Here is a 20,133-nt window from a genome sequence, read left to right as displayed (position 1 = left end):
GCGCCGCCTCAGTCGGTGGCGTCGCTGATGCCCAGGCGCAGATGCTCCACGTGGTAGACGGCCTGGTCGAGCAGCTCGGCGACATGGTGGTCGTGCAGCGCGTAGACGACGGAACGGCCCTGCCGCTCACCGACGACCAGGCCCAGATTGCGCAGCAGCCGCAGCTGGTGCGAGCAGGCCGACTGCTCCATGCCCACCTCGGCGGCCAACTCGGTGGCCGGCAGCGGGCCTTCCCGCAGCCGCGCCAGAATCAGCAACCGGGAGGGCGTGGACAGGGCCTGGAGCGTGGTGGCGACCTTCGCGACATTGTCCGCGTCCAGGCGTACGCGCTCGGTGGCGTCCTGCGCGGGGATGACGGCTCCATGACCCATGACGCCATCGTACCGGTCGCCCACAAACACATGAATGGATATTCATTCGTACTGGCTACGGTGGTGCCCGCGGGGCGCCGCCCGGGCACGTCGATGTCGGATTCTCGCCAGCCTGGCCCCGTCCCGTGCCGGATGCTGGACGCATGCAGATGGGGATGCACACCGACACCGAGCGCTGCGTGCGCGCCGTCCAGTCCAAGGACGCCCGGTTCGACGGATGGTTCTTCACGGCCGTCCTGACGACCGGCATCTACTGCCGTCCCAGTTGCCCGGTCGTGCCGCCCAAGCCGCAGAACATGGTCTTCCACCCGAGCGCGGCGGCCTGCCAGCAGGCCGGGTTCCGGGCCTGCAAACGCTGCCGGCCCGACACCAGCCCCGGCTCCCCGGAGTGGAACCAGCGCGCCGACCTCGTCGCCCGCGCCATGCGGCTGATCGCCGACGGTGTCGTGGACCGCGAGGGCGTGCCCGGCCTCGCCGCCCGGCTCGGCTACAGCACCCGCCAGGTCGAGCGCCAGCTGCTCGCCGAACTGGGCGCGGGCCCGCTCGCGCTCGCCCGCGCCCAGCGGGCCCAGACGGCCCGGCTCCTCATCGAGACGACGGCCCTGCCGATGGCGCAGATCGCCTTCGCCGCCGGCTTCGCCTCGATCCGCACCTTCAACGACACCGTCCGCGAGGTGTTCGCCCTCTCCCCGAGCGAGCTGCGCGCCCGCGCCCCGAAGCGGCAGGGCGCGAGCACCCCCGGCGCGCTGTCCCTGAGGCTGCCGTTCCGCACCCCGCTCAACCCCGACAACCTCTTCGGCCACCTCGCCGCCACGGCCGTACCCGGGGTGGAGGAGTGGCGCGACGGCTCCTACCGGCGCACGCTCCGCCTGCCCTACGGCCACGGCATCGTGTCCCTGACTCCCGCCCCCGACCACATCGCCTGCCGTCTCATCCTCAGCGACCTGCGCGATCTGACCGTGACGATCAGCCGCTGCCGCCGTCTGCTCGACCTGGACGCCGACCCGGTCGCGATCGACGACCAGCTGCGCACGGACCCGGTCCTGGCGCCGCTGGTCGACAAGGCGCCCGGCCGGCGCGTCCCGCGCACGGTGGACGAGGCGGAGTTCGCGGTCCGGGCCGTGCTCGGCCAGCAGGTCTCCACCGCCGCCGCCCGCACCCACGCGGCCCGCCTGGTCACCGCGCACGGCGAACCGGTCGACGACCCCGAGGGCGGCCTCACCCACCTCTTCCCGGCCCCCGAGGCCCTCGCGGCGCTGGACCCGGAGACCCTGGCGATGCCCCGCACGCGCCGCACGACCTTCACCACCCTGGTCCGCCGGCTCGCCGACGGCGACCTCCACCTGGGCGTGGAGAGCGACTGGCCGCAGGCCCGCGCCCAGCTCCTCGTCCTGCCCGGGTTCGGCCCCTGGACGGCCGACGTCATCGCCATGCGCGCCCTCGGCGACCCCGACGCCTTCCTCCCCACCGACCTCGGCATCCGCCGCGCCGCCAAGGAACTAGGCCTGCCCTCCACCCCCGCCGCGCTCACCGCCCGCGCGGCGGCCTGGCGCCCCTGGCGGGCCTACGCCGTCCAGTACCTCTGGGCGACCGACAGCCACCCGATCAACTTCCTACCGGTATAGGGACGTTCCATGAAGCACCACACCGTGACCGACAGCCCCTACGGCCTCCTCACCCTCGTCGCCGACGACGGCGTTCTGTGCGGCCTCTACATGACCGACCAACGCCACCGCCCCCCGGAGGAGACCTTCGGCCCACGCGACGACACCCTCTTCGCCGAGACGGAGGAACAACTGAAGGCCTACTTCGCGGGCGACCTCAAGGAGTTCACCGTCGAACTCCGCCTGACCGGCACACCGTTCCAGTGCCGCGTCTGGGACCGACTGCGCCGCATCCCCTACGGCGAGACCCGCACCTACGGCCAACTCGCCGACGCCCTCGGCGCCCCGACCGCCTCTCGCGCGGTCGGCCTCGCCAACGGCCGCAACCCCATCGGCATCATCGTCCCCTGCCACCGCGTGATCGGCGCGAACGGGGGCCTGACGGGATACGGGGGCGGGCTGGAGCGCAAGCAGCGCCTGCTGGACTTCGAGCGGGGGGCCGCACTGTTCTAGGCACCCGGCTGATCAAATTTGACTAGAGTGGGGTGATGCCGGAGAAGACGATCCCGATCCTGCCGTGCCAGACCCTCCCGCCCCTCCTCGACTTCTACACCGCCCTCGGCTTCGAGGTGACCTACCAGCAGCGCAGCCCCAACCCGTACGCGGTCGTCGAGCACGGCGGCATCGAGCTGCAGTTCTTCGCCATGAAGCACTACGAGCCGACCGGCTCGATCAGCACCTGCTACGTCCTGACCGACGACGTCGACGGCCTGTACCAGGCGTTCCGGACCGGGCTCAAGGCGGCGTACGGCAGGATCCCCACCCGGGGCCTGCCGCGGGTCGGGCCGCTCAAGGACATGTCGTACGGCGTGCGGCAGTTCCTCATGACCGACCCGGGTGGCAACTGCGTCCGGGTCGGGCAGCGCACCGGCGCGAGCCGACACCACGGGCCGACCCCCGAGGAGACCTTCGCGCGGGCCCTGCACCACGCGTCCCTCCTGGCGGACTCCAAGGGGGACGCGGCGGGCGCCGCCAAGGTCGTCGACCGGGTGCTGGGCCTGACGGACGAGACGCCGACGCCCGTACAACTGCTTCAGCTCCTCGTCCTGCGCGCGGACATCGCGGGGCGCCTCGGCGACGAGGAGACGGCGGCGGCCGCCCTCGCCCGGGCCGCCGCGCTCGACCTCACCGAAGCCGAACGCGACCAGGCCCGCGACACACTCACGCGCCTGGAGGACCTGCCGGCGGCGTCTCGGCCGTGAGACCGCGCAACAGCTCGGGCAGCGCCGTGCCGATGGGCTCGCGGACGATCTCGTCGGCGCGGTCGTCGTACGGTGTCGGCTCGGCGTTGACGATGACGAGGCGGGCGCCGTGGTCGGCGGCGACACCGGCGAGGCCGGCGGCGGGCTGGACCTGGAGGCTCGTACCGACGGCGACGAACACATCACAGGCCTTGCTGATGGCGGCCGCCTCGCCGAGAACGACCGGGTCCAGCCGCTCGCCGAACATCACCGTCGCCGACTTCAGGACGCCGCCGCACTCCAGGCACGGCGGGTCGTCCTCCCCGGCCTCCACCCGGGCGAGTACGTCCTCCATCGAGCCGCGGACGTGGCAGCCGGTGCAGACGACACTCCGGGCCGTGCCGTGCAGTTCGAGGACCTTGCGGGCGGGCATTCCGGCGAGCTGGTGCAGCCCGTCCACGTTCTGCGTGATCACCCGGACGGGCACCCCGGACCGCTCCAGCTCGGCCACCGCCCGGTGCGCGGCGTTGGGCTCCGCCTGAAGGGCCCGGTTCTCGCGCCGCATCTGCCAGGAGCGGCGGCGGATCTCCGGGTCGGCCATGTAGTACTCGTACGTGACGAGCTTCTCGGCCTCCGGATCCCGCCGCCAGAGCCCTTTCGGCCCGCGGTAGTCCGGGATCCCGGAGTCCGTGCTGATACCGGCGCCGGTGAGGAGCGCGACGAGGGGCTTGGCCATGGCACCGAGGGTAGGGCGGGCCGTACGACAGCGGCGAGCGATTATCGAACGGGACGCCGGAGGGTGAACGGGCGGATCCGGTCAGGACACCCGGTGCCCGTTCTCCAGCTCCGCCGTGCCGGAGCCGTCCGCCAGGACGTCCAGGGCGGCCAGGACACGGCGGCCGAGGGCGCCCGGCAGATACTCGGGCAGCTCCTCGCGCGGGACCAGCCGCCAGGACAGCAGTTCCTCCTCCTGGAGCCGGATCGCCTTGAACTCGTCCTCGCCGAGCACCCCGCCGTCGTACAGGTACGCCACCAGCGGCGGACGCCCCGTGCCGTGCACCCAGTCCACCGCCAGCAGCCGGCCGAGCTCACGGTCCAGCCCGATCTCCTCCGCCGTCTCGCGCCGCGCGCCCTGCCGAGGCGTCTCGCCGTCGTCGGACTCGATCGTGCCGCCGGGCAGCGCCCAGCCCTCCCGGTAGTTGGGCTCGACGAGCAGCACCCGGCCCTCCCCGTCCCGGAACAGCGCGGCGGCGCCGGCCAGGACGCGGGGCAGGGACGCGATGTAGGCGGCGAAGTCAGAAGAGGTGGTCATTGGGGCAGGGTAACCACCCGATGACGGTTCAGCCGCGGGGGAAGGCGCAGCAGACCTCAGGCCTCCCGCCCCGCCAGCCGCAGCGTCCGCTCCGCCAGCTCGCTGATCCGCACCCCGTCGAAGCCGAACACCGCGCTGCGGACCGTGTCCTCCAGCGGGACCGTCCACTGCTCCGGCATGGCCGCGGCCCCGCCGAACACACCCGCCACCGACCCCGCCGTCGCCCCGTTGGAGTCGGTGTCCAGGCCGCCGCGGACGGTCAGGGCGATGGTGCGGGTGAAGTCGCCGTCGCCGTAGAGCAGGCCCGCGGTGAGAACGGCGGCGTTCGGGACCGTGTGGATCCAGCCCATCCCGGCCGTCTCCTCGGTGAGCGTGGTGAGCGTGTCCTCCCACGACATCCGGGTGTCGTGCAGGGAGGCGACCCGGCGCACCGTACGGGCCAGGCGGCTGCTCGCCGGGATCACGGCCAGGGCCTCGTCGATCGCGTGCCGCACGGTGGGCGCCGTGAACGCCGCCGCGATCAGAGCCGCCGCCCACATCGCCCCGTACAGCCCGTTGCCGGTGTGCGACAGCACCGCGTCCCGCCGGGCCAGCGAGGCGGCCCGGCGCGGCAGGCCCGGACAGGTCCAGCCGTAGATGTCGGCCCTGATCAGCGCCCCGATCCACTCCTGGTACGGGTTGTCGTACGTCGCCGTCAGCGGCGGCTTCAGCCCGTTGGCGAGGTTGCGGTACGCGGCCCGCTCGGCGGTGAACGTCTGGAGGTACGGCAGCCGCAGCAGCCACAGGTCGCCGACCTGCTCGGTGCTGAAGCCGAAGCCGTGGGTCTCCAGCAGGTCCAGGCCGAGGATCGCGTAGTCGACGTCGTCGTCACGGCAACTGCCGTGGATGCGGCCACGCACGCACTGGCGCCATTCGGGGCGCAGCTCGAAGCCGTCGTGTTCGCTGATCGGTTCGGGGAGGTAGTCGGTCAGCGGCAGGGCGGCGGCCTGGCGCAGGTAGCGGTCGATGCGGTCGCGGGTCCAGACCTCGCCCTGCTCGACCGGTTTGCCGAGCATGTTGCCCGCGATGCGGCCCTGCCAGCCGCCGAGGATGCGGTTGGCTAGGTCTGTCTGGGGGTGCGCTGGGGGCATGGTTAAGGTCTACCCGTTTTCGGCGCGCGCCTGAGGGGCGGGGGACTGCGGTGTGCTCGCGGCCGCGGGTGCGTCGTGGTCGGTCGCGCCCGCGGCGGCAGCCGCATAGATGGCACAGCCCCGCGCCCCTTGGGGCGTCGTTCCAGAGGTTGGGCAGAGGCTGACGGCGGGGGTGTCCTGCGGTTAAGGTCGCTGCGGCGCGACTGGCCTTGACGTGCGTGAGGGCCCGTAGAGCAAGGGGAGTGCAAGTGGCGGACGCTGCAGTGAGCGATACCCGGAAGGCACGGCGGGTGCTCGTCGCCGCGGACAAGTTCAAGGGGTCGCTGACGGCCGTGGAGGTCGCCGAGCGTGTGACGGCCGGGCTGCGCCGGGCCGTACCGGACGTCGAGGTCGAGGCGCTGCCCGTGGCCGACGGCGGCGACGGAACCGTGGCCGCGGCGGTCGCGGCCGGGTTCGAGCGCCGGGAGGTGCGGGTCGCCGGCCCGCTCGGCGACGAGGTGACGGCGGCGTTCGCGCTGCGCGAGCACACCGCGGTCGTGGAGATGGCCGAGGCGAGCGGACTCCAGCTGCTGCCCGCCGGGGTCTTCGCACCGCTCACGGCGTCCACGTACGGCTCCGGCGAGCTGCTGCGGGCCGCGCTGGACGCGGGCGCCCGCACGATCGTCTTCGGCGTCGGCGGCAGCGCCACCACGGACGGCGGCGCCGGGATGCTGTCCGCGCTGGGCGCGCGCTTCCTGGACGGGCAGGGCGAGCCGGTGCCCCCGGGCGGCGGCGGCCTCGCCGAGCTGGCCACCGCCGACCTGTCCGGCCTCGACCCCCGCCTCACCGAGATCGAACTGGTCCTCGCGAGCGACGTGGACAACCCGCTGACGGGCCCGAAGGGCGCGCCCGCGGTCTACGGCCCGCAGAAGGGCGCCTCGCCGGACGACGTGACGGCCCTGGACGCCGCCCTCGCGCACTTCGCGAAGGTGCTGGAGGAGTCGGCCGGGCCGAAGGCCGCCCACTTCGCCGCCTCACCCGGCGCGGGCGCGGCCGGCGGCATCGGCTACGGCGCCATGCTGCTCGGCGCCCGCTTCCGCCCCGGCATCGAGGTCATGCTCGACGTCCTGGGCTTCGGCCCCGCCGTGGACCGTGCCGACCTGGTGATCACCGGCGAGGGCTCCCTCGACGAGCAGACCCTCCACGGCAAGGCCCCGGCGGGCGTCGCCGCGGCGGCCCGCGCGGCGGGCAAGGAGGTCGTCGCGGTCTGCGGCCGCCTCGCCCTCCTCCCAGAGGCCCTGGGCCGAGCCGGTTTCCGCCGGGTCTACCCCCTGACGGACGCCGAGCCGGACGTGGCGAAGTGCATCGCCGAGGCGGGCCCGATCCTGGAGCGGGTCGCGGAACGCATCGCCAGGGACTTCCTGACCTGAGCCGTCACGGCAGGGGTATCAGCTGGTGCACGTCCTTGGCTGTGGTCTCCCACGCCAGGGAGTGGCCCGCTCCGGCGAGGCGCTTCTGGGGTCCCTTGACGGCCGCGTAGAGGGCCGGCACGGAGAAGCGGATCGGGTCGGGGAAGGTCGCGGGGCTGTTGGCGGCCCGGTCCAGCTCCCCGTAAACCTGTTCGCCGAGGACGAGTGTGCCGGCCGGGTCTCGTGCGGCACCGTCAGGCTGTTCCAGCCCCACCAGTAGGTGTTCCGGTACCGCAGGATGCCCTCGGACTCGCCCGGTTCCACCTGGGGGCCCCACTTGCTGCCGAGGGGGACGTTCTGCATGCAGGCCTCCCAGGTCAGGTCCACGACGGCCGGCTCTCGCAGGGCGGGATTGCCGTCCAGCCCCGTCCTGAACCCGGTCTCGGCGCCGACCAGTATGGGAAGCCCCAGGTGGCGGAGCCGCCGGGTACCGGGGCGAGGTCGAACGCGGCCAGAACAGAGGTAGTTGACTGGTCAAGGGCAAAAGGGAAATGCCCTTGAACGTGAAAACGGGTGTGGCCCGAGCCTTCGAGGCTCGGGCCACACCCGTCAGTGGTGGGACGAGGTCAGGGCAGCTGCGCCGCCCGTGCTTCCCGCCGGTTGTCACGGAAGTTGTTCACCCGTCGGGCCGTCGCGAACAGCGGGATCACCGCCCCCATGACCAGCTGCAGCGCGCATCCCGTCTGGAGCAGCAGCTGTCCGCTCGGCGCGTCGAAGGCCCAGGCCGCCATCATGCCCATGCCCACCACGATCCACGACAGCATCGCCACCGCGAGCCGCCCCCGCGGCTTCGGGTACTCGACCCGGCTCACCATGAGCCACGCCGTACCCAGGATCGCCAGCAGCGTCGCCACGAACGGCAGCTCCAGCAGCACGATCGACACGACCGTCAACGCGCCGAACGGTGACGGCATGCCCTGGAACGTGCCGTCCTTCACCGTGACGCACGAGAATCTCGCAAGCCGCAGCACCACCGCCAAGAGCACCACGATCGCCCCGACCGCCGCCACTCGCTGGTACGCGCCGTCCGCCACCATGCCGTACACGAGGACGAAGTACGCCGGCGCCAGGCCGAAGCTGATCAGGTCGGAGAGGTTGTCCAGCTCGGCGCCCATGGGCGAGGAGCGCAGCTTGCGCGCCACCAGGCCGTCGAACAGGTCGAAGACCGCCGCGCACAGCATCAGGATGACGGCCGTGGCCGCGCTGTTGCGCGCCATGCCGGTCTCCTGGCTGCCGGTGAGATCCGGGATCAGGATGCCGGTGGTGGTGAAGTACACCGCCATGAAGCCGCACGTGGCGTTGCCGAGCGTCAGGGTGTCCGCTATCGACAGGCGAAGAGAGAGGGGCATTTCCTCTTCTTCGTCGACCTCGTCGGCCTCCGGGACCCAGCCGGCCTTGGTGTCGGGATCAATCACGGTCAATGCGAGTCACCCCAGCCACGGTCTTCTGCCCCACCTCGACCGCGACCTCCACACCCTCGGGCAGGTAGAGGTCGACCCGCGAACCGAAGCGGATCAGGCCGATCCGCTCGCCCTGCTCGACCTTGGTGCCCTGGGGCACGTAGGGAACGATGCGGCGGGCGACCGCGCCGGCGATCTGGATCATCTCGATGTCGCCGAGCTCGGTGTCGAAGTGCCAGACGACACGCTCGTTGTTCTCGCTCTCCTTGTTGAAGGCGGGAACGAAGCCACCGGGCACGTGCTCGACCGACGTCACCGTGCCGGCCAGCGGCGCGCGGTTGACGTGGACGTTGAGCGGGCTCATGAAGATCGCGACGCGAGTGCGGCCGTCCTTCCACGGCATGATGCTCTGCACCACACCGTCGGCGGGCGAGATGACCCGGCCCTGGGTGATCTCGCGCTCGGGGTCGCGGAAGAACCACAGCATCCCCGCCGCGAGCGCGGTGGCGGGAACGGCGACGGCCTTGGCGGCGCCGGAGCGACGGGCGCGGGCCAGGCTGAGGGCTGCGGTGGCGACGGTCGGAAGGAGCCACGGCGATGCTCCGCGCGCGAGGCGTACGCCGGCCCGGCTGTCGCGAGGTGCAGAGGTTTGGCTGTGGGGCATGGATGACCTTCGTAGCGGATGATGCCGCACTCTGACGGGGGACGGCGGCTTTCCGGCGATCGTAGCGGCTCGGGGCCCTAACTGGGTAAGCCAGGCAGCCGAGTCGGCCGCCGAAGAGTGCTGACGGGGTGTGATCTTCTTCTCCAAGAAAACACCCCGTATCCGGACATCTAGCCCTGGAATCGATACTCCTCGAGCAGCCGCCTGCCGATGATCATTTTCTGGATCTCGGCGGTACCTTCACCGATCAGCAGCATCGGTGCCTCACGATAGAGGCGCTCGATCTCGTACTCCTTGGAGAAGCCGTAGCCGCCGTGGATCCGGAAGGCGTCCTCCACGACCTCCTTGCAGTATTCGGAAGCGAGATACTTCGCCATACCGGCTTCAAGGTCGTTTCGTTCCCCGGAGTCCTTTTTGCGAGCTGCGTTCACCATCATCGCATGCGCGGCCTCGACCTTGGTAGCCATCTCGGCCAGCTTGAACTGGATCGCCTGGTGCTGGGCGATCGGCTTCCCGAAGGTGTGACGCTGCTGCGCGTACTGGACGCCGAGTTCGAACGCACGCTGAGCGACGCCGCAGCCACGCGCCGCCACGTTCACGCGGCCGACCTCGACGCCGTCCATCATCTGGTAGAAACCGCGGCCGGTGACCCCGCCGAGCACACGATCGGCGGGAATCCGCAGGCCATCCATGATGAGCTCGGTGGTGTCGACACCTTTGTAGCCCATCTTGTCGATCTTGCCGGGGATGGTGAGGCCGGGGCGGACCTCGCCGAAGCCGGGCTCCTTCTCGACGAGGAAGGTCGTCATCGACTTGTGGGGCGCGGTGCCCTCGGGGTGACCTTCGTCACTTCGCACCAGAACGGCCACGAGAGACGATGTTCCGCCGTTGGTCAGCCACATCTTCTGGCCGTTCAGGACGTACTCGTCGCCGTCCTTCACCGCCTTCGACGTGATCGCCGACACGTCCGAGCCGAGGGCCGGCTCCGACATCGAGAACGCGCCCCGGACGTCGCCGGCCGCCATCCTCGGCAGGAAGTGGTCCTTCTGCTCCTGCGTGCCGTGCTGCTTGAGCATGTACGCCACGATGAAGTGCGTGTTGATGATGCCGGACACCGACATCCACCCGCGGGCGATCTCCTCCACGCACAGCGCGTACGTCAGGAGCGACTCGCCCAGACCCCCGTACTCCTCGGGGATCATCAGGCCGAACAGGCCCAACTCCTTCAGCCCGTCGACGATCTGCTGGGGGTACTCGTCGCGGTGCTCCAGCTCGGTCGCGACCGGGATGATCTCCTTGTCCACGAAGTCCCGGACGGTGGACAGGATCTCCTGCTGGATGTCCGTCAGACCGGCGGTCTGGGCGAGTCGCGCCATGGCTACTTCTCCTGCTCCCTGAGCTCGGGGCGGCCGGGCTGCTCGCCGCCGCGCTCCTTGATGTACGTCTCGGTCGGCACCATCACCTTGCGGCGGAACACGCAGACCAGCGTGCCGTCCTGCTTGTAGCCCTTGGTCTCGACATAGACGATGCCGCGGTCGTTCTTCGACTTCGACGGCCACTTGTCGAGCACGGTCGTCTGGCCGTAGATCGTGTCGCCGTGGAAGGTCGGCGCCACGTGCTTGAGCGACTCGATCTCCAGGTTGGCGATCGCCTTGCCGGAGATGTCCGGCACGGACATGCCGAGCAGGAGCGAGTAGATGTAGTTCCCGACGACGACGTTCTTGCCGAAGTCCGTCGTCTTCTCCGCATAGTTCGTGTCCATGTGGAGCGGGTGGTGGTTCATGGTGAGGAGACAGAACAGGTGGTCGTCGTACTCCGTGACCGTCTTGCCCGGCCAGTGCTTGTACGTCGCCCCGACCTCGAACTCCTCGTAGGTGCGTCCGAACTGCATCGCGCTCAGGCCTCCGGGATCTCGAACTTGCTGGTGCGCCGCATCCCGGCGGCGCGTCCCTTGCCCGCGATGACCAGGGCCATCTTGCGGCTGGCCTCGTCGATCATCTCGTCGCCGAGCATCGCCGAGCCCTTCTTGCCGCCCGCCTCGGACGTGTAGTAGTCGTACGCGTCCAGGATCAGCTCGGCGTGGTCGTAGTCCTCCTGGGACGGCGAGAAGATCTCGTTGGACGCCTCGACCTGGCCCGGGTGCAGCACCCACTTGCCGTCGAAGCCGAGCGCGGCCGCACGCTGGGCGACCTCGCGGTAGCCGTCGATGTTGCGGATCTGGAGGTAGGGGCCGTCGATCGCCTGGAGGTTGTTGGCGCGGGCGGCCATCAGGATCTTCATCAGGATGTAGTGGTAGGCGTCCGCCGGGTAGCCGGGCGGCTGCTCGCCCACGACCAGCGACTTCATGTTGATGGACGCCATGAAGTCGGCCGGGCCGAAGATGATCGTCTCGACGCGCTGGGAGGCCTGCGCGATCTCGTTGACGTTATTCAGGCCCTGGGCGTTCTCGATCTGCGCCTCGATGCCGATCTTGCCGACCTCGAAGCCCATCGTCTTCTCGATCTGGGTCAGCAGCAGGTCCAGCGCGACGATCTGCTGGGCGTCCTGCACCTTCGGCAGCATGATGCAGTCGAGGTTCTGGCCGGCGCCCTCGACCACCGTCACGACGTCGCGGTACGTCCACTCGGTCGTCCAGTCGTTGACCCGGACCACGCGCGTCTTGCCCGTCCAGTCGCCCTCGTTGAGGAACTTGACGATGGTGTGCCGCGCCTCGGGCTTCGCGAGCGGGGCGCACGCGTCCTCCAGGTCGAGGAAGACCTGGTCCGCCGGGAGGCCCTGCGCCTTCTCCAGGAAGCGGGGGTTCGAGCCCGGTACCGCCAGGCAGGAACGCCGGGGGCGAAGGCGGTTGACCGTGGTCATGCGGAGACCTCCAGGGGGTCGAGCTTGTTCGCTTTCCGGATCTCGTCGACGATGCGGCCGATGATTCCGGTGATGTCGAAGTCCTTCGGGGTGAAGACCGCGGCCACTCCGGCTGCCCTGAGCTGCTCGGCATCCCCGTTCGGGATGATGCCACCGGCGATCACCGGGATGTCTGTGGCACCGGCCACACGCAGCCGTTCGAGCACGTCCGGCACCAGCTGGGCGTGCGAGCCGGACAGGATGGACAGGCCGACCGCGTGCACGTCCTCGGCGAGGGCCGCGTCCACGATCTGCTCGGGCGTCAGCCTGATGCCCTGGTAGACCACCTCGAAGCCGGCGTCACGCGCGCGCACCGCGATCTGCTCGGCGCCGTTGGAGTGGCCGTCCAGGCCCGGCTTGCCGACCAGGAAGCGCAGCTTGCCCACGCCCAGGTCCTTGGCCGTCAGATCCACCTTGCGGCGCACCAGGGCCAGCGTGCTGCCCTCCTCGGCGGGGACCGCCACCGGCGCCGAGGAGACACCCGTGGGCGCCCGGAACTCGCCGAACACCTCGCGCAGGGCCCCCGCCCACTCGCCGGTCGTGACCCCGGCGCGGGCGCACTCCAGGGTGGCCTCCATGAGGTTCTCGGTGCCCCGGGCGGCCTCCTTCAGCCGCTCCAGCGCCTTGCAGGGCCGCGGGTGGTTGAAGGGCGGCTGGTAGCGGCTGTCGCGCCACTGCTGGAGCGCGGCGATGACGCGGGCCTCGACCGCCGGGTCGACCGTCTGGATCGCGGTGTCCAGGTCGGCGGTCAGCGGGTTCGGCTCGGTGCCCTCGAAGGCGTTGACACCGATGATCTTCTCCTGGCCGGACTCGATCCGGCCCCGGCGCTCCGCGTGCGAGGCCACCAGCTGCGACTTGAGGTAGCCGGACTCGACGGCCGCCATCGCGCCGCCCATCTCCTGGATGCGGTCGATCTCCGAGAGCGAGGCCTCGACCAGCTCCGTCACCTTCGCCTCGATGACCTTCGAGCCCTCGAAGATGTCGTCGTACTCCAGCAGATCGCTCTCGTACGCCAGCACCTGCTGGATGCGCAGCGACCACTGCTGGTCCCAGGGGCGGGGCAGGCCGAGGGCCTCGTTCCAGGCGGGGAGCTGCACGGCACGCGCGCGTGCGTCCTTGGAGAGGGTCACGGCCAGCATCTCCAGGACGATCCGCTGGACGTTGTTCTCCGGCTGGGCCTCCGTCAGGCCCAGGGAGTTGACCTGGACGCCGTAGCGGAAGCGGCGGTGCTTGGGATTCTCGATGCCGTACCGCTCCCGCGTGATCTTGTCCCAGATGCGGCCGAACGCCCGCATCTTGCACATCTCCTCGATGAAGCGGACGCCCGCGTTCACGAAGAAGGAGATCCGGCCGACGACGTCGCCCATGCGCTCCTGGGGCACCTGCCCCGAGTCGCGCACGGCGTCGAGGACGGCGATCGCGGTGGACATCGCGTACGCGATCTCCTGGACCGGCGTGGCGCCCGCCTCCTGCAGGTGGTAGCTGCAGATGTTGATCGGGTTCCACTTCGGCATGTGGGAGACCGTGTACGCGATCATGTCCGTCGTCAGACGGAGCGACGGCACCGGCGGGAACACGTGCGTCCCCCGGGACAGGTACTCCTTGACGATGTCGTTCTGGGTCGTGCCCTGGAGCTTGGTGATGTCCGCACCCTGCTCCTCGGCGACGACCTGGTAGAGCGCCAGCAGCCACATGGCCGTGGCGTTGATGGTCATCGAGGTGTTCATCTGCTCCAGGGGGATGCCCTGGAACAGCCGGCGCATGTCACCGACGTGCCCGATCGGCACGCCGACCCGGCCGACCTCGCCGCGGGCGAGGATGTGGTCGGAGTCGTAGCCGGTCTGTGTCGGCAGGTCGAACGCCACCGACAGACCCGTCTGGCCCTTGGCGAGGTTGCGCCGGTACAGCTCGTTGGACGCCTCGGCCGTGGAGTGACCGGCGTAGGTCCGCATGAGCCACGGACGGTCCTTCTGACGCTCTGTCATCCAGCGGCCCTCAGATGTTCCGGAAGCGGTTGATGGCGTCGAGGTGCTGGGCGCGCTTCTCCTGGTCGCGCACGCCCAGCCCCTCCTCGGGGGCCATGCACAGCACACCGACCTTGCCCTGGTGGAGGTTGCGGTGCACGTCGTAGGCGGCCTGGCCGGTGTCCTCCAGGGAGTACACCTTCGACAGGGTGGGGTGGATCTTGCCCTTCGCGATGAGCCGGTTGGCCTCCCAGGCCTCGCGGTAGTTGGCGAAGTGCGAGCCGATGATGCGCTTCAGGGACATCCACAGGTAGCGGTTGTCGTACTCGTGCATGTAGCCCGAGGTGGAGGCGCACGTGGTGATGGTGCCGCCCTTGCGGGTGACGAAGACGCTCGCGCCGAAGGTCTCGCGGCCGGGGTGCTCGAAGACGATGTCGATGTCCTCCCCGCCGGTGAGCTCGCGGATGTGCTTGCCGAAGCGCTTCCACTCCTTCGGGTCCTGGGTGTTCTCGTCCTTCCAGAACTTGTAGCCCTCGGCGTTGCGGTCGATGATCGCCTCGGCGCCCATCGAGCGGCAGATGTTCGCCTTCTGCTCGCTGGAGACGACACAGATCGGGTTTGCGCCGCCGGCCAGCGCGAACTGGGTGGCGTAACTGCCGAGTCCGCCGCTCGCGCCCCAGATGAGCACGTTGTCGCCCTGCTTCATGCCGGCGCCGTTGCGGGAGACCAGCTGCCGGTAGGCGGTGGAGTTGACCAGGCCCGGGGCGGCGGCCTCCTCCCAGCTGAGGTGGTCCGGCTTGGGCATCAGCTGGTTGGACTTCACGAGCGCGATCTCGGCGAGGCCGCCGAAGTTGGTCTCGAAGCCCCAGATCCGCTGCTCGGGGTCGAGCATCGTGTCGTTGTGGCCGTCGCTGGACTCCAGCTCGACGGAGAGGCAGTGCGCCACGACCTCGTCGCCGGGCCGCCAGGCGTTGACGCCCGGGCCGGTGCGCAGGACGACGCCCGCGAGGTCGGAGCCGATGATGTGGTACGGCAGGTCGTGGCGCTTGGCCAGCTCGCTGGTGCGGCCGTAGCGCTCCAGGAAGCCGAACGTCGACAGCGGCTCGAAGATCGAGGTCCACACCGAGTTGTAGTTGACCGAGGAGGCCATGACGGCCACCAGGGCCTCGCCCGGGCCGAGCTCGGGCAGCGGCACCTCGTCCAGGTGGATCGACTTGCGGGGATCCTTGTCGCGCGTGGCGAGCCCGGCGAACATCTCCGTCTCGTCCTTGTGCACGGTGATCGCGCGGTACGACTCGGGGAGCGGGAGGGCGGCGAAGTCCTCCGACGTGGAGTCGGGCGACTGGATCGCGGCCAGGATGTCCTTAACGGTCACGGTGTTGCCTCCGGCGGTGAGCGCCCTGAGGGAGGGGCGCCGATGGTTACGTCGGTGCTGCTGAGGGTCGGGGGTGTGCCGTCGGTTCGGCGGTGGTGCTGTTCGGCAGCGCTGGTGGCGCGGGAGGTTGCCTGTGACGCAGGCGTCCGGGCGGGCAGGCGCTGGGCTTGCTGGGACGTCGCCCGGACCTCTTCAACGTATGACACCGCGTGTCACCTCGCAAGGCACTGAGTGCCAGAACTTTCTCTCAGATGAAATCTTTACGTAACAAATGAGCGATGATCGATCGAACGGCCTCGTCAAGGGCCTGCAAAACGGCCCCTGACATGCCAAAACGGCCACCCCGTGGGGTGGCCGTCATCACAGGAACGGGAGCCGCTCAGCGCTCCTTGAGGGCCTGCTCGATCGTCCGCATGACCTCGTCCAGCGGGGCGTCGGTCCGGGCGACGGTCACCAGCACCTCACCCTGCGCCGAGGTCGTCGCCGCGGCCGGCTGCGCCTCCGTGGAGCGCCCGGCCCCGATCCCCGTGCCGAACGTCTTGCGCACGATCGCGAAGGCGTGGTCCAGCTGCGCCTCCACGTCCCCCTGTCCGCCCGCCCGCAGCCAGCGCCGCAGGACGTGGTTGTGGGCGGTGACCACGGCGGACGCGGCGACCTCCGCGAGCAGCGGGTCGTCGTTGGCGTCGTCGGCGTGGGCGCGCTCGTCGAAGTGACCGAGGAGATAGCGGGTGAACAGGCGCTCGTAGCGGGCCACCGACGCGATCTCCGCCTCGCGCAGGGTCGGCACCTCGCGCGTCAGCTTGTAACGGGCGACCGAGATCTCCGGCCGGGCCGCGTACATCTTCATGACTTCCTTGATGCCGCGGCACACCGTGTCGAGCGGATGCTCGTGCGCGGGCGCGGCGTTGAGCACCGCCTCGGCCCGGACCAGGGTGTCGTCGTGGTCGGGGAAGATCGCTTCTTCCTTGGAGCGGAAGTGGCGGAAGAAGGTGCGGCGGGCGACGCCGGCCTGGGCCGCGATCTCGTCGACGGTGGTCGCCTCGTAGCCCTTGGTCGCGAACAGCTCCATCGCGGCGGCCGCCAGTTCCCGGCGCATCTTGAGCCGCTGGGCGGCGGCGCGAGAGCCTGCGGCACTTTCCGGCGCGTCGGTCGTAGCCGATGTACGTGAGGACTTGGCGGGCTGGGACATGCCCTGAACGTACTGCATGTGCGCAGCTCGCTGCGCGTGACCTGGTTCTCCGCCGCCGCCCTGGGGCGGCGGGAACCGGTCCGGGCCGAGCAGGCCGCCCCACTCCGCGCCGGACCGGAACCAGTCGCCGGGACCGTCAGCGCTTGGCATATTCGCGGAAGCCACGGCCGGTCTTGCGGCCGAGGCAGCCCGCGGCCACCAGGTGCTCCAGGAGCGGTGCCGGGGCGAGCCCCGGGTCGCGGAACTCGCGGTGCAGGACCTTCTCGATGGCGAGCGAGACGTCGAGTCCGACGACGTCCAGCAGCTCGAACGGGCCCATCGGGTAACCGCCGCCCAGCTTCATCGCCGCGTCGATGTCGTCGAGGGACGCGTAGTGCTCCTGCACCATCTTGATCGCGTTGTTCAGGTACGGGAAGAGCAGCGCGTTCACGATGAAGCCCGCGCGGTCCCCGCAGTCGACCGGGTGCTTCCTGATCCGGCCGCAGACCTCGCGGACCGTGGCGTGGACGTCGTCGGCCGTCAGCACCGTACGGACGACCTCGACCAGCTTCATGGCCGGCGCCGGGTTGAAGAAGTGCATGCCGATCACGTCCTGCGGGCGCGAGGTGGCCCGGGCACAGGCGACGACCGGCAGGGACGAGGTGGTGGTGGCCAGCACCGCGCCCGGCTTGCAGACCTTGTCCAGCGCGGCGAACAGCTGCCGCTTGACCTCCAGGTCCTCGGCGACGGCCTCCACGGCCAGGTCGACGCCCGCGAAGTCGTCGTACGTGCCCGTCGGCGTGATGAGGTCCAGGGTCTGCGCGGCGGCCTCGGCGGTCATCCGGCCCTTGTCGACCGAGCGGGACAGGGACTTGCCGATGCGGGCCTTCGCGGCCCGGGCCTTCTCCTCGCTGCGGGCGGCCAGCACGACCTCGTACCCGGCCTTGGCGAAGACCTCGGCGATACCGGAGGCCATGGTGCCCGAGCCCGCGACACCGACCGAGCGGACCTCCCGGCCCGGGGCCAGGTCGCCGCCCTCCAGCGGGGTCAGCGCGTCCCGCACGACGGTGCCGCTGCCCGGCGCCTCGTACGTGTAGAACCCGCGTCCCGCCTTGCGGCCGGTCAGGCCGGCCTCGCTCAGCTGCTTGAGGATCGGCGCCGGGGCGTGCAGCCGGTCGCGGGACGCGGCGTACATCGCCTCCAGGACCGTGCGCGCGGTGTCGACACCGATCAGGTCGAGCAGCGCCAGCGGGCCCATCGGCAGGCCGCAGCCCAGCCGCATCGCGGCGTCGATGTCCTCACGGGAGGCGTACTTCGCCTCGTACATCGCGGCGGCCTGATTGAGGTAGCCGAACAGCAGGCCGTCGGCGACGAACCCGGGGCGGTCGCCGACCGCGACGGGCTCCTTGCCCAGGTCGAGGGCGAGATCGGTGACCGCCGCGACGGCTGCCGGCGCGGTCAGCACCGAGGAGACGACCTCGACCAGCTTCATGGCCGGCGCCGGGTTGAAGAAGTGCAGGCCCAGCACCCGCTCCGGACGGGCGGAGTCGGCGGCGAGCCGGGTGACGGACAGGGCGTTGGTGCCCGTCGCCATGATCGTCTCGGGGCGCACGATCCCGTCCAGTTCCCGGAAGATCTGGTGCTTGACCTCGTACGACTCCGGCGCCACCTCGATGACAAGGTCGGCGTCGGCCGCGGCCCGCAGGTCGGTGGAGGTACGGACGCGCTCCAGGATCTGCGTGCGCTCCTGCTCGGTCAGCCGGCCGCGCTCCACGCCACGGGCGGTGGAGGACTCCAGGGCGGCGACGCACTTCGCGGCCTGGGCCTCGCTGATGTCGATGCCGACGACCTCGCGGCCGGCCTTGGCGAGGACCTCGGCGATGCCGGTGCCCATCGTGCCGAGACCGACGACGGCGATGGTGCGCAGCGGGGACAGGGACGGGTCGGACAGGGGAGTGGCCATCGCGGGACTCCAGGATGAGGGTGACGACGGGGAACGCGTCCCGGGTGCGCCGGAGTACGGACCGGCAGGGGCCGGTCCCGGGCGCACCGGGTGCGTGAGAAGTGCGGGTGCTGGCCGGGCTGCGAGCGCACACGCCCGGTGCCGTCGGGCCGGGCGTGCACACGCCCGGTGAACGGCGGTTCCGACCGGCCCTGTCCCGGGGCCGAGCCGTACTGCGGTACCGATGTACCGAACCGACTGCTCTCGCGGTGGCCGCGTCACCAGACCGCCGCGAGGAGATACGAGTGGGTAACTCGCTCGTCTGAGCTTAACTCGCGGGTAACGAGCGCGCCAGCCCTCGTGTTTGTGATGTACGTCCCGCGCGGCTCGCGCCAGCCCCTAATCTCTCAGACATGGACGAAGAGTTGCGATCACTCACGGAGCGCTTACGGCAGGAGTCGGGGGCGTCGCCCGCCTTCGAGCGGCTCGTGGCGACCGACGACCTCGACGCCCTGGCCGCGGTGCTGACCGAACCCGGGCAGTCCTTGTGGGCGCGGGAGCTGGCCGCCTTCCGGCTGGGACTCGCCGGGGACCGGCGGGCCTTCGAGTCCCTGGTGCTGCTGCTCAACCACCGTGATCCGCCGCGCTGCGCCTCCGCCGCGTACGCCCTCGCCCGGCTCGGCGACCCGCGCACCGCCCGCGCGGCCGCCGCCCTCGCCACCAACGAACTGCGGGTCGCCTACGCCCTCCACCCCGTCCGGCTCCTGGTCGACCTGCGCGCCCCGGAGGCCGTGCCCGCCCTGATCACCACCCTCCAGCGACGGCTGCGCCCGCACGACCCGTACCGCCGCGTGGCCCTCGCCTGCGTGGACGGGCTCGGCACGCTGGGCGACGCGCGGGCCAGACCCGTGCTGAACGAGGCCCTCGCGCATCCGGTGCTGGCGGAGGCGGCGGTGCGGGCGCTGGGGCGGATTCCGAAACAGCGGTGAGATCAGCGGGGGAGCGCGCGTGCGTACCGCACCTCGGGGACCGTGACACCGTCCACCTCGAAGGGCTCCTCCGCGCCGTCCGCCTCGAAGCCGGCCCGTTCGTAGAACCGGCGGGCCCGGCCGTTCTCCTTGAGGACCCACAGGAGCAGCCGGCCGTGGCCCGCGGCGGCGCAGCGCGCGACGGACTCCGCGAGGAGGGCCTGCCCTACGCCGTGTCCCACCCGGTCGGGGTGGACGTAGAGGGCGTACAACTCGGCGTTGGACATGAGGAGTTCACCGTCCCGGTACGAACCGTGGCAGGCCCAGCCGACGACCTCGCCGCCGCTGTCCTCGGCGACCAGGTTCACCACGTTGTCGTCGGCCTGCGCCAGATGCCCGCGACGACGCTCGGCGTCCTCCGCGACGCTGAGCCCGTCCAGGTACGACTGCGGTATCAGCCCCCGGTACGCGCTCTGCCAGCCGCGGATGCGGATCTCGGCGACGCGGTCGCAGTCGGCGAACGTCATCTCCCGTATCCGGAGCTTGCTTGTACTGGTCGACTCACTCATGGGCCCATGGTGGACCATGGCGGGGGCGTCGCCGTCCTTGATCGCCTCCGTCGTCAGGCGGTCGAAGGTGTGCCGCTGC

General features: G+C 70.7%; 20 protein-coding genes. 5 read left to right on the top strand and 15 right to left on the bottom strand.

Going from position 1 to position 20,133, the window contains the following annotated elements; translation table 11 throughout:
- Nucleotides 1–8: 8 nt before the first annotated feature.
- A complete protein-coding gene (locus tag ACIBL4_RS04230; RefSeq protein WP_399406294.1) occupies nt 9–371 on the bottom strand; it encodes an ArsR/SmtB family transcription factor in 363 nt (120 codons plus the stop codon).
- Nucleotides 372–526: 155 nt separating this feature from the next.
- Between ACIBL4_RS04230 and ACIBL4_RS04225 the strand changes: the two genes are divergently transcribed.
- The 3 genes from ACIBL4_RS04225 to ACIBL4_RS04215 are packed head-to-tail and all read left to right on the top strand — an operon-like array spanning nt 527 to nt 3,237.
- Nucleotides 527–1,996, top strand: coding sequence for an AlkA N-terminal domain-containing protein (locus tag ACIBL4_RS04225; RefSeq protein ID WP_399406577.1), 1,470 nt, complete (start codon nt 527–529; stop codon nt 1,994–1,996).
- Nucleotides 1,997–2,005: 9 nt separating this feature from the next.
- Entirely contained in the window at nt 2,006–2,488 is a 483-nt protein-coding gene (locus ACIBL4_RS04220) for a methylated-DNA--[protein]-cysteine S-methyltransferase (RefSeq protein ID WP_399406292.1), read from the top strand.
- Between the two features lie 35 nt (nt 2,489–2,523).
- Nucleotides 2,524–3,237 carry a bleomycin resistance protein gene (locus tag ACIBL4_RS04215; RefSeq protein ID WP_399406290.1) on the top strand — a complete coding sequence of 238 codons (714 nt, stop codon included), beginning with the start codon at nt 2,524–2,526 and terminating at the stop codon, nt 3,235–3,237.
- Here ACIBL4_RS04215 and ACIBL4_RS04210 read toward each other — a convergent pair.
- From ACIBL4_RS04210 to ACIBL4_RS04200, 3 genes are all read right to left on the bottom strand, one after another.
- Complete coding sequence (locus ACIBL4_RS04210; protein ID WP_399406288.1) at nt 3,197–3,952, bottom strand: SIR2 family NAD-dependent protein deacylase; 756 nt, start codon at nt 3,950–3,952, stop codon at nt 3,197–3,199. The two genes, ACIBL4_RS04215 and ACIBL4_RS04210, sit on opposite strands and share 41 nt — an antisense overlap.
- Nucleotides 3,953–4,033: 81 nt before the next feature.
- A complete protein-coding gene (locus tag ACIBL4_RS04205) occupies nt 4,034–4,528 on the bottom strand; it encodes an NUDIX domain-containing protein (RefSeq protein WP_399406286.1) in 495 nt (164 codons plus the stop codon).
- Nucleotides 4,529–4,584: 56 nt separating this feature from the next.
- Complete coding sequence (locus ACIBL4_RS04200) at nt 4,585–5,658, bottom strand: ADP-ribosylglycohydrolase family protein (RefSeq protein WP_399406284.1); 1,074 nt, start codon at nt 5,656–5,658, stop codon at nt 4,585–4,587.
- A gap of 290 nt (nt 5,659–5,948) precedes the next feature.
- Between ACIBL4_RS04200 and ACIBL4_RS04195 the strand changes: the two genes are divergently transcribed.
- The gene (locus tag ACIBL4_RS04195; protein WP_399406575.1) at nt 5,949–7,067 is read left to right on the top strand and encodes a glycerate kinase; all 1,119 of its coding nucleotides are present in this window, start codon (nt 5,949–5,951) and stop codon (nt 7,065–7,067) included.
- A 4-nt stretch (nt 7,068–7,071) separates the two neighbouring features.
- Here the strand turns inward: ACIBL4_RS04195 and ACIBL4_RS04190 are convergent, their stop codons facing one another.
- The 10 genes from ACIBL4_RS04190 to ACIBL4_RS04145 form a co-directional block, all read right to left on the bottom strand.
- Nucleotides 7,072–7,320, bottom strand: coding sequence for a hypothetical protein (locus ACIBL4_RS04190; protein ID WP_399406282.1), 249 nt, complete (start codon nt 7,318–7,320; stop codon nt 7,072–7,074).
- Nucleotides 7,321–7,672: 352 nt separating this feature from the next.
- On the bottom strand, nt 7,673–8,455 hold the full coding sequence (gene pssA, locus ACIBL4_RS04185; RefSeq protein ID WP_356925499.1) for a CDP-diacylglycerol--serine O-phosphatidyltransferase: 783 nt from the start codon (nt 8,453–8,455) through the stop codon (nt 7,673–7,675).
- Between the two features lie 58 nt (nt 8,456–8,513).
- The gene (locus tag ACIBL4_RS04180) at nt 8,514–9,170 is read right to left on the bottom strand and encodes a phosphatidylserine decarboxylase (RefSeq protein WP_010038789.1); all 657 of its coding nucleotides are present in this window, start codon (nt 9,168–9,170) and stop codon (nt 8,514–8,516) included.
- 170 nt (nt 9,171–9,340) lie between these two features.
- Nucleotides 9,341–10,546: an acyl-CoA dehydrogenase family protein gene (locus ACIBL4_RS04175; protein WP_399406280.1), complete on the bottom strand. Its 1,206-nt coding sequence runs from the start codon at nt 10,544–10,546 to the stop codon at nt 9,341–9,343.
- A 2-nt stretch (nt 10,547–10,548) separates the two neighbouring features.
- Nucleotides 10,549–11,061, bottom strand: coding sequence for a MaoC family dehydratase (locus tag ACIBL4_RS04170; protein ID WP_030843910.1), 513 nt, complete (start codon nt 11,059–11,061; stop codon nt 10,549–10,551).
- A 5-nt stretch (nt 11,062–11,066) separates the two neighbouring features.
- Complete coding sequence (locus ACIBL4_RS04165) at nt 11,067–12,029, bottom strand: CoA ester lyase (protein WP_010038783.1); 963 nt, start codon at nt 12,027–12,029, stop codon at nt 11,067–11,069.
- Entirely contained in the window at nt 12,026–14,053 is a 2,028-nt protein-coding gene (locus tag ACIBL4_RS04160; protein WP_399406278.1) for a protein meaA, read from the bottom strand. The genes ACIBL4_RS04165 and ACIBL4_RS04160 overlap by 4 nt, the downstream gene beginning before the upstream one ends.
- 10 nt (nt 14,054–14,063) lie before the next feature.
- Nucleotides 14,064–15,407, bottom strand: coding sequence for a crotonyl-CoA carboxylase/reductase (ccrA, locus tag ACIBL4_RS04155; protein WP_399406276.1), 1,344 nt, complete (start codon nt 15,405–15,407; stop codon nt 14,064–14,066).
- Nucleotides 15,408–15,786: 379 nt separating this feature from the next.
- On the bottom strand, nt 15,787–16,596 hold the full coding sequence (locus ACIBL4_RS04150; protein WP_356039888.1) for a TetR family transcriptional regulator: 810 nt from the start codon (nt 16,594–16,596) through the stop codon (nt 15,787–15,789).
- A 136-nt stretch (nt 16,597–16,732) separates the two neighbouring features.
- Nucleotides 16,733–18,538, bottom strand: coding sequence for a 3-hydroxyacyl-CoA dehydrogenase family protein (locus tag ACIBL4_RS04145; protein ID WP_399406274.1), 1,806 nt, complete (start codon nt 18,536–18,538; stop codon nt 16,733–16,735).
- 392 nt (nt 18,539–18,930) lie between these two features.
- Here ACIBL4_RS04145 and ACIBL4_RS04140 point away from each other — a divergent pair, with 392 nt between their 5' ends.
- Entirely contained in the window at nt 18,931–19,506 is a 576-nt protein-coding gene (locus ACIBL4_RS04140) for an adenylosuccinate lyase (protein WP_399406272.1), read from the top strand.
- Nucleotides 19,507–19,508: 2 nt separating this feature from the next.
- Here the strand turns inward: ACIBL4_RS04140 and ACIBL4_RS04135 are convergent, their stop codons facing one another.
- Nucleotides 19,509–20,054 (bottom strand): GNAT family N-acetyltransferase, encoded by a 546-nt coding sequence (locus tag ACIBL4_RS04135; RefSeq protein WP_399406270.1) that lies wholly within the window; start codon nt 20,052–20,054, stop codon nt 19,509–19,511.
- Between the last annotated feature and the right edge of the window lie 79 nt (nt 20,055–20,133).

Source organism: Streptomyces sp. NPDC050416 (genome assembly GCF_044458845.1).
GTDB lineage: Bacteria > Actinomycetota > Actinomycetes > Streptomycetales > Streptomycetaceae > Streptomyces.
Note: the sequence above shows the minus strand (reverse complement) of the source record. Positions and strands in the feature narration are given on the sequence as shown.

Coding starts and splice junctions, on each gene's coding strand:
- ACIBL4_RS04160 (WP_399406278.1), bottom strand. CDS start 14,053: ATGACAGAGCGTCAGAAGGACCGTCCGTGGCTCATGCGGACCTACGCC.
- ACIBL4_RS04215 (WP_399406290.1), top strand. CDS start 2,524: ATGCCGGAGAAGACGATCCCGATCCTGCCGTGCCAGACCCTCCCGCCC.
- ACIBL4_RS04145 (WP_399406274.1), bottom strand. CDS start 18,538: ATGGCCACTCCCCTGTCCGACCCGTCCCTGTCCCCGCTGCGCACCATC.
- ACIBL4_RS04225 (WP_399406577.1), top strand. CDS start 527: ATGCACACCGACACCGAGCGCTGCGTGCGCGCCGTCCAGTCCAAGGAC.
- ACIBL4_RS04135 (WP_399406270.1), bottom strand. CDS start 20,054: ATGAGTGAGTCGACCAGTACAAGCAAGCTCCGGATACGGGAGATGACG.
- ACIBL4_RS04140 (WP_399406272.1), top strand. CDS start 18,931: ATGGACGAAGAGTTGCGATCACTCACGGAGCGCTTACGGCAGGAGTCG.
- ACIBL4_RS04200 (WP_399406284.1), bottom strand. CDS start 5,658: ATGCCCCCAGCGCACCCCCAGACAGACCTAGCCAACCGCATCCTCGGC.
- ACIBL4_RS04210 (WP_399406288.1), bottom strand. CDS start 3,952: ATGGCCAAGCCCCTCGTCGCGCTCCTCACCGGCGCCGGTATCAGCACG.
- ACIBL4_RS04175 (WP_399406280.1), bottom strand. CDS start 10,546: ATGGCGCGACTCGCCCAGACCGCCGGTCTGACGGACATCCAGCAGGAG.
- pssA (WP_356925499.1), bottom strand. CDS start 8,455: ATGCCCCTCTCTCTTCGCCTGTCGATAGCGGACACCCTGACGCTCGGC.
- ACIBL4_RS04170 (WP_030843910.1), bottom strand. CDS start 11,061: ATGCAGTTCGGACGCACCTACGAGGAGTTCGAGGTCGGGGCGACGTAC.
- ACIBL4_RS04230 (WP_399406294.1), bottom strand. CDS start 371: ATGGGTCATGGAGCCGTCATCCCCGCGCAGGACGCCACCGAGCGCGTA.
- ACIBL4_RS04220 (WP_399406292.1), top strand. CDS start 2,006: ATGAAGCACCACACCGTGACCGACAGCCCCTACGGCCTCCTCACCCTC.
- ACIBL4_RS04180 (WP_010038789.1), bottom strand. CDS start 9,170: ATGCCCCACAGCCAAACCTCTGCACCTCGCGACAGCCGGGCCGGCGTA.
- ACIBL4_RS04165 (WP_010038783.1), bottom strand. CDS start 12,029: ATGACCACGGTCAACCGCCTTCGCCCCCGGCGTTCCTGCCTGGCGGTA.
- ACIBL4_RS04205 (WP_399406286.1), bottom strand. CDS start 4,528: ATGACCACCTCTTCTGACTTCGCCGCCTACATCGCGTCCCTGCCCCGC.
- ACIBL4_RS04150 (WP_356039888.1), bottom strand. CDS start 16,596: ATGTCCCAGCCCGCCAAGTCCTCACGTACATCGGCTACGACCGACGCG.